This window comes from Micromonospora sp. NBC_00821 (assembly GCF_036347035.1).
GTDB lineage: Bacteria > Actinomycetota > Actinomycetes > Mycobacteriales > Micromonosporaceae > Micromonospora > Micromonospora hortensis.
The window spans coordinates 2,008,909-2,022,299 of record NZ_CP108880.1 but is presented as its reverse complement, the minus strand read 5'-3'; the positions used below and the strand labels follow the sequence as shown (position 1 = coordinate 2,022,299).

The following is a 13,391-nucleotide window of genomic DNA, read 5'->3' as shown; positions in this document are numbered from 1 at the left end:
CATTGACTACGGGGTTCAGACAGCGTTGTCTTCTACTGGCGCCTGGGGAGGTACGACAGTGATCGACGATGTGTCCCTCGTGTTCTGTGTGACCGCCGACGTGTCGGTGCGCGAGCGGATGGTGCGGCGCCTGGACGGACTCGGCACCCTGGTGATCTGCACCGACCTCGCGGAGTTGCAGGCGATGATCGCCGGGCCGGTCATCAGCGGGCCGGCGAGGCTCCCCACCACCGCGTCCGCCCCCGCTCCAGCCGCTGCCGCAGCCGCTCCAGCCGTCGGCGTGGCCGGCCAGATCAACCTCGGTGACCTCACCATCGACCCGCTCGACCATCGGGTGACGTGGCGCGGACAACCGCTGGCCCTGACGCGACTCGAGCGCAACCTGCTCACCCAACTCGCCACCGCACCGGTCGGAGTCTGGACCTACCAGCGGCTCTTCGAATCGGTCTGGGGCTGCGCGTTCCTCGGCGACACGTCGATCCTGCACTCGGCCGTGAAGCGGTTACGTCGCAAACTGCACGCCGTCGACGACGCACTGCGCGTGCACACCGTGCGAGGCATCGGCTACCGGCTCAGCGTCGACTGATGGCCTGGGGCCTCCGACGCGTTCCGGTGAAACCTCCGACCTTCATCCACCAGGCGGGGATCTCCGGACCGGGACGGTTGTTCGACGACCGACCCGCCTGTTCGAGTTCCTGTCCGAGCGATGCCTTGACCAGCCCGGACAGGACTGTCCTGTTCGGAACAACGGCGAGCCCTTCCCAGCGCCCGGCCTAGCTCGTGACGATCCCTCTGATCCCCTGACGGGTTGGGCAGAACGCCCGTTGCCCTCTCGGGGACCACTCTCGAGGGAGGCACCCGTATGGGACGCACGCCGTTGGCAGCCCGGACCACTGTGGCGCGCGGCGCCGGCTGGCGCCGACTCCTGGCGACGCTGACGGCGTCGGTCGTCCTCCTGTCCACCGCCGCCCTGATTCACGCGACTCCCACCCAGGCAGACCCGAAGGCACCACCACCGGCGCCCGACTCCCCGGCGGCCGACCCGTCGGAGGTGGCCCCCGGCAAACGCGCCGCACTCCTGGGGCCGCGGTGGCGGACCTCGAAAGACCGGGCCTGGGTCACTTCCGGGGACGCGGACGGGCTGCACGTCCTGGTGGCCGACGCGCGGGAGGGCTACCGCTGGCGCACGGCGGCGACCTTGTCCGAGCCGGGCTTCGACACCGACAGGTGGATCGGGAACGCGTGCGTGACCGGCTCCGGCCGGCGTCTCGTCGTGGCCTACGCGCCACGCACCTTCACCAACGAGGCGGCGCTGTTCGACCGGGGGGCGTTCACGGCGGTGGTCGACCTGACCACAGGGGCGGTGGTGAAGCTGCCGGTGCTGTCGTCGCTTGCCTACTTCAGCCCGGCCTGCGGGGTCGACGAGAGCGCCGTACTGACCCAGGCGCGTACGGCCGACCAACCCGGAGACACCGCCACCCGGACGCGGCTGATCCGGGTGAACGCGGCCAGTGGGAGGACCGACACGCCACTGACCCTGGATGGTCAGGTGACCTCCGCCGTTCCGATGGCCAACGGGCAGATCGTCGCGGTCGACGCCAATCGGCTGATCCGCATCGACGGCACGGGTAGACGGGTCGCGGTCGCCGGCACGAGCGGGGTGCCGTTCCGGCTGGTCGCGGGTTCGGACGGGGGTGTGTCCTTCCTCGACCGCGAGGGCGACGTCGCTTCGGTCCGGCGGGTGGGCGCCACCACCGTGACCCGGGCCAGAGCCGGTCAGCGCCGTCCCGCAGGACCAGTGCACACCGTCGCGAGGGGCAGGCTCACCGAGATCGACCTGGCGCCGGGAGCCGGTGGGCGCACGTTCGTCACAGGTGCGGCACGGCGCCCCGACGATGCGGGCCCCACAGGCCCGGTGCGGCTACTGCCCGTACCGAAGGGCGCCGAGCTGTCCACCCTCGGTGGGGCTGCCACCATCACCAACTCCTGGACCCCCGAACACGGTGGTGACAGTTCGGCAGCCCGTACGGTCGGGTTGACCCTGTCCTTCACCTCCACCGGCAAACAGGCCGCGTTCACAGTGGACCCCGGCACCGACCGGACCGCGGCCGCCGGCCGGGACATGCACCCGTCACTGGTCGCGGGAAAACCAGCAAACGCTCGCAAGTCGTCCACGACCACCGCGGCCGGCTCCCCGAGCAATCCGGTCGAGGAGGAGCGGACCTGCTCGGTACCGCGTAACGATCCACGCAACCAGGCGCTCCAGCCCAAGCCACGCCAGGTGGAGTGGGCGGCTAACCAGGCGGTGAAGAACGCACTCACTGTCGCGCGGCCGGCGAACTGGAAGAGCCTCGGCATGCCCGCGTACACGCCGCAGGGGCTGTTCCCACCGGTGCCGCTCGACGGCGGGGGCGCCGTACCCGCGCAGATCCTGCTGGGCATCGCCGCCCAGGAGTCCAACACCTGGCAGGCGTCCAGCAACACCGCCCCGGGCGTCACCGGCAATCCCCTGATCGGCAACTTCTACGGCCGCCAGGTCTACGACGACGACGCCGGGAACGACTGGGACGTCGACTTCGCCGAGGCCGACTGCGGGTACGGGGTCATGCAGGTCACCGACCGGATGCGGCGGGCAGGTCGGGAACGACCTGGTGACGGGCCCGCCCTGCCGTACGAGACGCAGCGCGCCGTCGCGTTGGACTTCGCCGCCAACATCGCCGCCGGGATGACAATCGTTCAGGAGAAGTGGAACGAAACCCGGCGAGCCGGTCTGATCATCCACGGCGGCCAGGCGCATTTCCTGGAGAACTGGTTCTTCGCGTTGTGGGCGTACAACTCGGGGTTCCACCCACAGAGCACTGCCGCCCAGAACAACGGCGCCTGGGGAGTGGGGTGGATCAACAACCCGGCGAACCCGATCTACCCGGCGAACCGGCTGCCGTTCATGGACTCGACGGCGGCCGACGCCTCCAACCCACAGCGATGGCCCTACCAGGAGAAGGTGCTGGGCTTCGCGGCTCGCCCCAACGAGGTGCTGGAGGCCCCGAACGTCCTCGTCGCGCAGTTCCGCCCGGCGCAGTGGAACGGGGGTCCCGTCGCCGGTCCGGTGAACCGACGCGGGGTCAAGCCGCCGGTCAACCTGTTCTGCGATGCCACGAACAACTGCGAGCCCGGCGCGCAGCACGAACCGACCGCGCCCGGCCTCGAAGAGCAACCGCCGGGGCCGTGCGCCCACCGCAACGCCGCCGGCCAGTTCGACCTGAAGTGTTGGTACAACAAGGCGGTCAGCTGGAAGCCGAACTGCCTCGACACCTGCGGCTACGAGTTCATCCGGTTCGACGAGGGATACGCCTACCAGGAGGACGGCACCTCCTACCCGCCACGGTGCACCCGTGACGGTCTACCCACCGGCGCGTTGGTCATCGACGACGTCCCGGCCGACGTCCCCGCCATCCGCCCCAACTGTCCCGGTACGGGTCCCCAGGCCGGCACCTTCACGCTGAACTTCGCGATGGACACCGCAGGGTTGTTCCCCTCGAAGGTGGACTTCCACCAGTTGGGTAGTGGCTTCGGCGGCCACTTCTGGATGGCGCACACCCGGCACCGGGACATGCGCGACGGCAAGCAGAAGGTCTCCGGCACCTGGGCACTCAGCCAGCCGATCCACGGCTGGACCCGGGTCATGGTCCACCTGCCTCAGCAGGGTGCGTGGACCCGGCAGGCCGACTATGTCATCGACCTCGGGAACGGGCAGACCCGTCACCGGGTGGTGAATCAGGCGGTCCAGGCACTCACCTGGGTCGACCTCGGGGTATTCCCGCTCGCCGGCGATGCCCGGGTACGGCTGAGCACCGAAACCGTCGACGGTGACGGTGAGGACGCGGTGGCCTTCGACGCGGTCGCTTTCGTGCCCACCACGAAGCCGTTGGCCAACTACGTGGCGATGGGTGACTCCTACTCGTCCGGTGAGGGCGTCGCACCGTACTTCACCAACAGTGACTACAAGCGTTCCAACGGCGACGTGAACGACTGCCACCGCTCTCGGACCGGGGCCTTTCCCACCCAGGTGAAGCTGCCCGGCCACACCAAGACGATCGCGCAACAGGCCGCCGAGGGCACTGCCTCGTTCGGCTTCATCGCCTGCTCCGGCGCGATCTCACCGGAGGTCAGTCTCGACGCCGCCAACGACCCGCCCGCATCCAGCGACGTCGCTGGGCACACGGTGTGGGGTGACGTCGGTGGCACGTGGGGGCGCAAGTCGCAGAAGAGCGGCGAGGTCATCCAGGTCGACCAGGGGTGGCTCGACGTCGACACCACCCTCGTGACGCTCACCATCGGAGGAAACGACGCCCGGTTCGCCGAGGTCATGCGCAGCTGCATCGCATCCCAGGACTCCTGCTACTCGCCGTCGCACAAGCTCACCCGAGGCAACGGCAAGGTCGATCCCGAAGCACTGCGGGTCTACGGGAAGAAGATCATCCGGGATTGGCTGGGAGAACACCTCGAAGCCACCTACCGGGCCGTCGCCGCCAAGGCCCCCAACGCGCAGATCCTCGTCCTCGGATATCCGCAACTCTTCCCCGACAAGCCCGCCTCGAGCGGCTGCATCGGCATCGAGAAGACCTCCCTGCACTTCCTCAACACCCTCGGCGACCTGCTCAACATCGCCATTGCGAACACCGTCGAGAAGGTACGGCAGGACGGCGTGAACATCCGATTCCTCAACTCGACCCAGACCTGGCGGGAGGGCGTGGCCCACTGGGCGTGCTCCTTCATGACCATCGAGTGGAGCAACGGCGTCATCGCCACTGCCTCCCCGGGCAGTGGCCAGGAGGTGCCGGGCAGGGGCAGCTTCCATCCCACCGCGGAGGGACAACAGCAACTCGCGGCGATCGTCAACAAGCAACTGAACGGTGTGAGTACGGCGGCGACCGTGAAGCAGCGGATCCTCGACTACGTCGCCACCCGGACACCGAAAAACGGACGTTGGGTGGTCAGCGACGCGCAGGCGCTGCACGCCGCCGAGACGTGCCTACGACTCAGCGCCCACGGAGGAGTCGTCGGCGACCCGTGCATGGATCTTCCCCTGATCTTTCCCACGACCGGAAACGCAGCCGGCGCAGCCGAGAATGATCTCGACGCACTCGTCGCCAACCCGCCCTGGGTTCACCTCAACTTCGTCAGCAACACCGAGATGGAAAAGGTGCAGAGCCGGGACTGGATGGACTCCGCGCCATATGCCCAGAGCGCCTGCCCGGATCCGCGTGTGCCCACCGGCCACCAGTGCGACGAGTATCCCTTCTACTCCAGCGCGCTCGCCGCCGCATGGGACTTCATCGAGGGCGAAACGTCACCCAGCTCGACGAAACTCAAGATGATCCCGGCGCCGGAGAACAGAGCCGAGGGCAGCGCGTTGCGGTGGTTCTACCCGACCTGCGGCATACCGACCGGAACATATGTCGGCTCCGCGAACGGTGGCCAACCACTGACGGTCGGCGGCGGCTATCTGACCATCCCGATCGTCACCGACCCGCCCTCCCAGGCGCCGTTCACCTTCTACGTCTGCTGATCAACCAGCCAGAGGAGAGAATCATGCTCAAAACGGTCCGAAGAGTCGTGGCGGTGCTCACGCTCGTGATCACCACGGTGATCACCGGGCTGACGGTGATGGCGCCTCCCGCCTCCGCAGCCGAGTGGGATCCGACGATGCCATCAGAGTGGCGCCGGCGTGCGCTCTTCGCCGGAGGCATTCCGTCGAACCTGCGCCTGGACGTGCAGTACGGGGGCGGACATGGAACGCCTGTTCACCTGTGGTCTTCCAGTAACGCACCGACCCAGGTCTGGGTGGAGGAGGCAGCCGACCAGGGCGGCTTCTACCTGCATCCCGGATTCAACCGTTGGCTCTGCCTCGACTTCGACGGCGACCGGGCGGCCGGAGCAACCCTCAAGGTCAACAACTGCAACGGCTCCGCGTCCCAACGCTGGCACGAGGGTTTCCAGTACGACCACGCCTTCGGCCTGGTCACGCACAGCGACAACCAGTACTGCGTCGATGTCCCGACCAGTAACTTTTCGAGCGGGCAGATCCTGCAGATCTGGGGCTGCAACCAGACCAACGCTCAGCGGATCTATCACGCTGGCTGTTACGAGGATAGCTGCCTGGGACGTAACCCGGAGACCATGGGGTGCGGGCTCGTCTCGCAGGTTCGAGTCGACTTCACTGTCAACAGCAGTCGGGTCACCCTGCACTACTCATCTACCTGCAATTCCAATTGGGGTCGGATGACAGCCGGCCAGGGAATCAATATTGGCAGAAAGGTCCTGATACAGCGGTACTGGCACCGCGTCATCCAAGACCAGTTCTCATCGGATTACCTCCTCGGAGGTCAAACCGGATTTACCTCGATGTACGGCCGGGGTCTTGGCTGGACATTCTCGGTGTGCTTCGACGACACGCATAACGGCGGGCCACTCGAGTGCAGCGGGCTGGTGCGATGAGCCTCCGGGCCGGATAATCCGGATGGCCGGACGCCCGGTCGGGACGAAACCGTCTCGATCGGGCGTCTACTGGCTCTCGACACAAGGCCACACAAACGGAACGGCTCGTTACCGGACTTCCGGTAACGAGCCGTTCACCTGCTGGTGGGCGATACTGGGTTTGAACCAGTGACCTCTTCCGTGTCAAGGAAGCGCGCTCCCACTGCGCCAATCGCCCGTGCTTGTTGCCGAGGTGGGGACGGGATTTGAACCCGCGTACACGGCTTTGCAGGCCGTTGCCTCGCCTCTCGGCCACCCCACCGAGGTTGCCCCCGTCATACGTGGCGGCAGCTCCGAGCGGACGACGGGATTCGAACCCGCGACCCTCACCTTGGCAAGGTGATGCGCTACCAGCTGCGCTACGTCCGCACGCCCCCCGGACGTTCCCGGGTGACGGATGAGAACTTTAGCCGAGTAGGTGTTTGACTGCCAACTCGGGGTCGCCTCGGCGCGTCAGGGGTGGCCGGGGCTGGAGCGGAGTCACTCTCGGCCGGCTTCCTAGGGGGCTGGCCTGATGGCTGAATCCAGCACGGACCGTCACACTCCGACATTCCTCGGCAATGATCGTCATCATCGCGTCGCATGTCCGACCATCGACGTCTCCGCCACCCGGCATCGGGCAGCGGACCTCGATGAACACTCTCCGTGGAACGACAGACGACACCCGAAAGAAGTGTCCGGCTTCCGACTGTCACCGCGCGGATCGGCGCGTGGTGGTAACTGTTCGTGTTCACTCGGATGGGCTACGGTAACGGTCGTGACGAGACGTGCGGCCGAGATCCGCCTGGATGCCCTGCTGCGCACCGCCTGCGACGTGATCGTGGAGCGCGGTCTGGCCAACACCCGGACAGCGGACGTGGCGAATGCCGCGGGCGTGAGTCAGGCGTTGGTTTTCTACCACTTCGCCACCAAGGAGCGGCTGCTCGCGCAGGCCTTCGCGTACGCGGTCGAGCAGGATCTGGCCCGACTCGACGCGGTGACCCGCTCCTCGGCCACACCGCTGACCAAGCTCCGCCGGATCCTCAAGCTCTACACCCCGGCTGGGCGGGCGACCTCCTGGTCCATGTGGATCGACGGCTGGTCGGAGTCGCTGCGTACGCCCGAGTTGGAGAAGGTCTCCCGGCGGCTCGACCTGCGCTGGCGGCAGGACCTGGCCGCGGTGATCACCGCAGGGGTGACCGACGGCACCTTCCAGTGCGCCGACCCCGACGGGGCCGCCTGGCGGATCAGCGCGGTGATGGACGGCCTCGCCGTCCAACTCGCCGTGCACGACCGGGTGATCTCCCGCCGCCAGTTCGGCGAGTGGGTCCGGCTGGTCACCTCCCGAGAGCTCGGCCTGGACCCGGCCGACCTGGACTGAGCTGGGCAACCCAGCAGCGATCCCCCGCACCGGGCCGGGCAAAACGGACTCAGTCCGCCCCGTCGACCGGAACAATCGGCAGCATGGACCTCCTGGAGGCGTACCGCCGGAGCCTGGCCGAATTCATCGACCGGGTGGATCAGATCGAGCCCGGCCAGTGGTCCGATCCGACACCCTGCTCGGACTGGGACGTCCGCACGCTCGTGAACCACGTGGTGACCGAGGACCGGTGGAGCGTTCCGCTGCTCGCCGGCCGGACCATCGACGAGGTCGGCGACCGGCTCGACGGTGACCAACTCGGCGCCGACCCGATCGCGACGGCCCGGGAGGCCGCCGCGCAGGCCGAGATAGCCGCCACCCACCCCGGCACCATCGATCGCACAGTGCACCTCTCCGCGGGCGACACCCCGGCCACCGAGTACCTGCGGCAACTCCTCGCCGAGCACCTCGTGCACGGCTGGGACGTGGCGGTGGCCATCGGCGCACAGCCCCGGCTCGACCCGGACGCGGTGCACGCCGCCGCCCAGTGGTTCGCCGGTCAGATCGACGCCTACCGGCGCAACAAGCTGGTCCACACCGGCGTACGGGTGCCCGACGACGCCGACGAGCAGGACCACCTGCTGGCCGCGTTCGGCCGCGACCCCGACTGGGCGCCGAGCGACTGAGCGAATCTCCGATCTGTTGGTGCGATAGCGGCTCGGGACCTTGCCGCGACCTCGGGAGACTGATATCCACAGATGCGCATGCGTCACCGCGCATCTGTGGTCGGCGACTGGCCGACCACCTCGCTCCCACGAGGAGGTCCCGTGCCACAACCGGAGTGGTCACCCCCGATGAGCCGGCCTCGACGCCGGCTCATCGCCATCCTGGCGACGACGGCGACGGTCGCCGCGCTGCTCCCCACCGGCGTGAGCACCGCGGCCCCCACCGGCGGCGCGGCGTCCGCCGAGCGCCGGTCCGGGCCGTTCGCCGAGGGCCACGCGCCCGCCGACGCCGACAACCGCACCGGTACGGCGGCACCCGACGCCCGCCAACGCGGCCTGGCCCGCGCCGTCGACCCCGACGTCCGGTGGAACCGGCTCGGCACCCCGCAGGCGCTCGGCCCCGGCCGTACCCCGCTGGCCAGCGGGCTGCCCGCCGACCCGGAGGCCGCCGCCCGCGCCTACCTGGCCGCCAACCACCACCTGTTCGGCATGGACGCCGCCACGGTGGCCAGCATGGAACGGGTGCTGGTCCGGCCGATCGGCAACGGCACAGTGGTCACCCTCCGGCAACACTTCGGCGACCTGCCCGCCGGGCCGGACGGCCTCGTCACCCTCGCGGTCGCCGACGGCGCGGTGCTGTCGGTCAACTCCTCGCTGGCCCGCGACACCGGCACGCCGGCGCCGGCCACCCGCACCGCCGAGCAGGCGTACGCCGCCGCGCTCGCCGACGCCAAACTGACCGCCGACGCGGTGGCCAGCCACACCATCCGGTCGGTGGCCGTGCCCACCCCGCTGGACGGGCCACGGGCCGCCTACGAGGTGACCATGATCGGCGCGGACACCGAGCACCCGGCCGCGTTCACCAGCTACGTGGATGGCAGCACCGGGCAGGTGCTGGTCCGCGAGGACCTCGTCGACTTCGACTCCGACAACCCGAGCTGGGCGGTCTTCCCGGCCACCCCGCCCCGCGACCTCGGCCCCGGGCAGGACCCCCGGGTGCGCTGGTGCGGCGACCCGACCCCCGGCTGCCAGGCCGCCTTCCGCGACCCGGCCACCGGCCAACCGTGGGACGTCGACGCGGCCACCGGCACGCCGACCTTCACCTCGCGCGGCAACTCGGCCAACACCGTGTTGTCCTGGGGTGCCGGCACCCCGGTCGTGCCGGCGCCCACCAGCCCGGAACGCCACTATGAGTACCCGTTCACCGACCAGTGGCACCAGGCCCGGTGCAACCCGGGGGTGTTCACCTCCGCACAGCGCAACGACGCGGACGCGTCGATCGCCAACCTCTTCGCCATGCACAACCGGATGCACGACTGGTCGTACCAGCTGGGCTTCACCGAGTCGGCGTGGAACCTCCAGGCGGTCAACCTCACGCCGTCCGGCCTGGGCGGTGACGCCGAGCAGGGCCGCGCCCAGCAGGGCGCGCTGACCGGCAACCGGAACAACGCCAACCAGGGCACTCCGCGCGACGGGCTGCCGCCGACCACCAACATGTACCTCTGGCAGCCGCAGGCCGGCGGGCCGTACCCGCCGTGCGTGGACGGCGACTACGACATGACGGTGATCGGTCACGAGTACACCCACGCGATCACCAACCGGATGATCGCCGGCCCGGACAGCGGGATCAGCGGCCACCAGGGCGGGGCGATGGGTGAGTCCTGGGGCGACCTGCTCGCCGCCGAGTACCTCTTCCAGCACGGACTGCGCGCGCCCGGTGAGACGCCCTTCATCACCGGCGGCTACGTCACCGGCAACCTGGTCAGCGGCATCCGCAACTACGACCTGAGCCGCAGCCCGCTCAACTACTCCGACATCGGCTACAACACCGCCGGCCCGGCCGTGCACGCCGACGGGGAGATCTGGGGCGCCACCAACTTCCGGGTCCGCTCCGCCCTGGTGAAGCGGTACGGCCTCGGCACCCCGCAACGGCAGCTCGACTGCGCGTCGGGCACTGTCGCGGCGAATCAGTGCCCGGGAAACCGGCGCTGGTCCCAGCTGGTCTTCGACTCGTTCCTGCTCCAGGCCGCCAGCCAGGTCAGCATGCTCGACATGCGCGACAACATGCTCACCGCCGACCTGCTCCGTTTCGGCGGCGCGAACCAGGACCTGATCTGGGCCGAGTTCGCGCGCTCCGGCATGGGCCGGGACGCCGCCACCAACGGTGCCGGCGACACCGACCCGACGCCGAGTTTCGCCTCACCGAGCGGCGGCAACGCGACGCTCACCCTGCGCCCGCGCGGGGACAGCGCCGAAGCGCCGATCCGGTTGTACGTGGGGGCGTACGAGGCACGGGCCGTGCCGGTGGCCGACACCGATCCGGCGACGCCGATCCCGGACACCGTGGAGATGGTGGCCGGCACGTACGACCTGCTCGCCGTGGCCCCCGGGTTCGGGCACCAGCGGCTCAGCGTGGTGGCCAAGTCCGGTCAGGACGGATACGTCGACCTGCGGTTGAGCCGCAACCTCGCCTCCGCCGCGTCCGGCGCCACAGTCACCGGCGACGGTGTCAACCTGGACCGGGTCGTCGACGACACCGAGGCGACGAACTGGGCGTCCCTGGACGGGGTCGCCGGCCGGCAGCTCACGGTGGCGCTGCCGGGCGACGCCCCGCAGACGGTCAAGCGGGTGAACGTCAGCGCGATGCTGCGCCCGGCCATCACCGGCGACCCCGACACCGGCGCCCAGAACGCGCTCACTGCCCTGCGCTCGTTCGCGGTGTCCGCCTGCAACGCGACGACCACCGACTGCGCGGATGCGACGCGCTGGCAGCGGATCTACACCAGTGCGGGGGACGCGTTCCCCGGCGGGGCGTACCGGGCGTACAGCCGCGACATCAACCTCCGGACGTTCGCGGTACCCACCACCCTCGCCACCCACCTGCGCCTCGAGGTGCTGGCGAGCCAGTGCACCGGAGGCCCGCACTACGCGGGAGAGCAGGACGACGACCCGGCCACGACGACGGACTGCGCGACCGCCAGCCCGGCCCGGAGCCAGGTCAGGATCGCCGAGTTCCAGGCGTTCTCGAAGTGACACAGTGGGGCCGGCGGGTGTCCGCCGGCCCCACTGCCCTCGATCAGCGGTGCGCTCGGCGCCAGGGATCGGCGGCGGCCGGGCGCTCCCAGCGCCGGTCCACCGGGGGGTCGTCGGCCTCGTCGGTGTCCCCGGCCACGGCCCGGGTCAGGTGCCGCAGCCGCAGCAACAGCCCCACCCCGAGGAAGAGCAGCAGCCCGCCGAGCAGGAAGGCGAGCTGCACCACGCCGAACGCGCCGGACTGCGCGACCGGGCGGTTGGCAGCCGGTGGCGCGGCGTCGGCCGGCTGCTCCGCGAGCGTCTCCTCCGTCGCCGTACTCTCGCCCTCGGCCGGAGCGCTAGCGGATTCGGTGGGCTCCGGCGGGGTCGCCGTCGGCTTCGGCTTGCTGGTCGGGGCGCCGCCCACCCCCACCACCGAGCGGGTGGCGGTCTGCCGGGCCAGCAGGCGAAGGTTGGCGTCGTACGCCTCGGCCGCGAGGGTGACCCGCCCCTGGGTGACGTCCTCGGCGAAGGCCACCCGGTAGCGGGCCGTGACAGTGCGGCCGGGGCAGAGCGTTCCCGGGTCGAGCTGCCGGTCGGTCAACCGGGCCACGTCACCCTCGGTACGGATCTCCAGCGGAAAGTCGCCGTTCTCCTCCACCCGATCCATCTTCACCTGGTCGAGCCGGAGGCCGCCCTGCACGGTGAGCACCATCGACCAGCGCACCTTCGCGCACCTGGCACGCCGATCCGTCTGGGAGACCACAGCGGAGATCGTCCGCACCTGCTCACCGGCGGTGAACCGACCCGGCAGGCCGCTCATCTCGGTGGTGAAGGCCGCCTGTGCCGGGGCGGCCACCGCCAGCTCCACCCCGCTCAGACAGGCCAGCACCACCCCTGCCCTCAGCGCATACCGCCACACCGTCACCACCGCCGTCCGCCGTTCGGTCGCCTCCACCCCGCAACGCTAGAAGCGGGGCACCGCGCCGACCAGACGGGTGTGTTCGCACCGGACGGCAAGGACGGGGTGGGTTTTCACCGCCCGTGGTGAACCGGTCACCGCTCCCCCGCGACACGCCGGGAGTCGGGCCGCTGGGAGAATCACACCGTGTCCGAGCTCTCCAGCACGTTCGTCCGGCTGCACGCCCGGCTGGCCCCGGTCCCCTTCGTTCCCGAGGTGCTGCTGCACCAGGCGGACGAGCCGATCGGCCTGTGGGAGCTGACCGAGGGCGAGTTCTCCACCGACCGGCCGCCGCCGTTCTGGGCGTTCGCCTGGGCCGGTGGGCAAGCCCTCGCCCGTCACGTCACCGACCACCCGGAGCTGGTAGCCGGCCGGCGGGTGCTCGACCTCGCCTCCGGCTCCGGCCTGGTGGCCATCGCCGCCGCCCGCGCCGGCGCGGCGTCCGTGCGGGCCGTCGAGGTGGACGAACTGGCGGTGGCGGCCGTCGCCCTCAACGCCGAGGCCAACGGGGTACGCGTCGACGCCGAGTTCGGCGACATCCTCGACGGCGACGCCGGGGACGCCGAGGTGGTGCTCGCCGGGGACGTCTTCTACAGCGAGGCGATGGCCCGCCGGGTCCTGCGGTTCCTGTTGCGCGCCGCCCGGGCCGGCGCGCCGGCGCTGGTCGGTGACCCCGGCCGGGCGTTCCTGCCCCGGGACCGCTTCGACGAGGTGGCCGGGTACGACGTGCCGGTGCCGGAGGCGCTGGAGAGTGTGCGGGTGAAGCGCACCACCGTCTGGCGGCTGCGAGCCGGGCTGCCGGGGGCCTCCGGCTAGC

The 13,391-nt window shown here is 70.1% G+C and carries 8 protein-coding genes and 3 tRNA genes; 7 read left to right on the top strand and 4 right to left on the bottom strand.

Annotated elements, in window-relative coordinates; all coding sequences use genetic code 11:
* Positions 1 to 118: 118 nt before the first annotated feature.
* The 3 genes from OHB44_RS09370 (at position 119) to OHB44_RS09360 (ending at position 6,498) form a co-directional block, all read left to right on the top strand.
* Positions 119 to 586, top strand: coding sequence for a winged helix-turn-helix domain-containing protein (locus OHB44_RS09370; RefSeq protein ID WP_442932692.1), 468 nt, complete (start codon positions 119 to 121; stop codon positions 584 to 586).
* 276 nt (positions 587 to 862) lie between these two features.
* The gene (locus tag OHB44_RS09365) at positions 863 to 5,569 is read left to right on the top strand and encodes a golvesin C-terminal-like domain-containing protein (RefSeq protein ID WP_330440343.1); all 4,707 of its coding nucleotides are present in this window, start codon (positions 863 to 865) and stop codon (positions 5,567 to 5,569) included.
* A gap of 23 nt (positions 5,570 to 5,592) precedes the next feature.
* A complete protein-coding gene (locus OHB44_RS09360; protein ID WP_238683273.1) occupies positions 5,593 to 6,498 on the top strand; it encodes a ricin-type beta-trefoil lectin domain protein in 906 nt (301 codons plus the stop codon).
* A gap of 142 nt (positions 6,499 to 6,640) precedes the next feature.
* Here the strand turns inward: OHB44_RS09360 and OHB44_RS09355 are convergent.
* The 3 genes from OHB44_RS09355 to OHB44_RS09345 all read right to left on the bottom strand — a co-directional run bounded on the left by OHB44_RS09355 (position 6,641) and on the right by OHB44_RS09345 (position 6,906).
* Positions 6,641 to 6,715, bottom strand: a tRNA-Val gene (locus tag OHB44_RS09355).
* Positions 6,716 to 6,728: 13 nt separating this feature from the next.
* Positions 6,729 to 6,799: transfer RNA gene (locus tag OHB44_RS09350), tRNA-Cys, on the bottom strand.
* A gap of 34 nt (positions 6,800 to 6,833) precedes the next feature.
* A tRNA-Gly gene (locus tag OHB44_RS09345) sits at positions 6,834 to 6,906 on the bottom strand.
* Positions 6,907 to 7,294: 388 nt separating this feature from the next.
* Here OHB44_RS09345 and OHB44_RS09340 point away from each other — a divergent pair.
* The 3 genes from OHB44_RS09340 (at position 7,295) to OHB44_RS09330 (ending at position 11,634) form a co-directional block, all read left to right on the top strand.
* A complete protein-coding gene (locus OHB44_RS09340; protein WP_266303292.1) occupies positions 7,295 to 7,897 on the top strand; it encodes a TetR/AcrR family transcriptional regulator in 603 nt (200 codons plus the stop codon).
* An 83-nt stretch (positions 7,898 to 7,980) separates the two neighbouring features.
* Positions 7,981 to 8,562, top strand: coding sequence for a TIGR03086 family metal-binding protein (locus OHB44_RS09335; protein ID WP_238683274.1), 582 nt, complete (start codon positions 7,981 to 7,983; stop codon positions 8,560 to 8,562).
* 141 nt (positions 8,563 to 8,703) lie between these two features.
* A complete protein-coding gene (locus OHB44_RS09330) occupies positions 8,704 to 11,634 on the top strand; it encodes a M36 family metallopeptidase (RefSeq protein ID WP_330440341.1) in 2,931 nt (976 codons plus the stop codon).
* Between the two features lie 43 nt (positions 11,635 to 11,677).
* Here OHB44_RS09330 and OHB44_RS09325 read toward each other — a convergent pair whose 3' ends face one another.
* Entirely contained in the window at positions 11,678 to 12,571 is an 894-nt protein-coding gene (locus tag OHB44_RS09325) for a hypothetical protein (RefSeq protein WP_330440340.1), read from the bottom strand.
* A 150-nt stretch (positions 12,572 to 12,721) separates the two neighbouring features.
* Between OHB44_RS09325 and OHB44_RS09320 the strand changes: the two genes are divergently transcribed.
* A complete protein-coding gene (locus OHB44_RS09320; protein WP_238683276.1) occupies positions 12,722 to 13,390 on the top strand; it encodes a class I SAM-dependent methyltransferase in 669 nt (222 codons plus the stop codon).
* Position 13,391 lies beyond the last annotated feature (1 nt).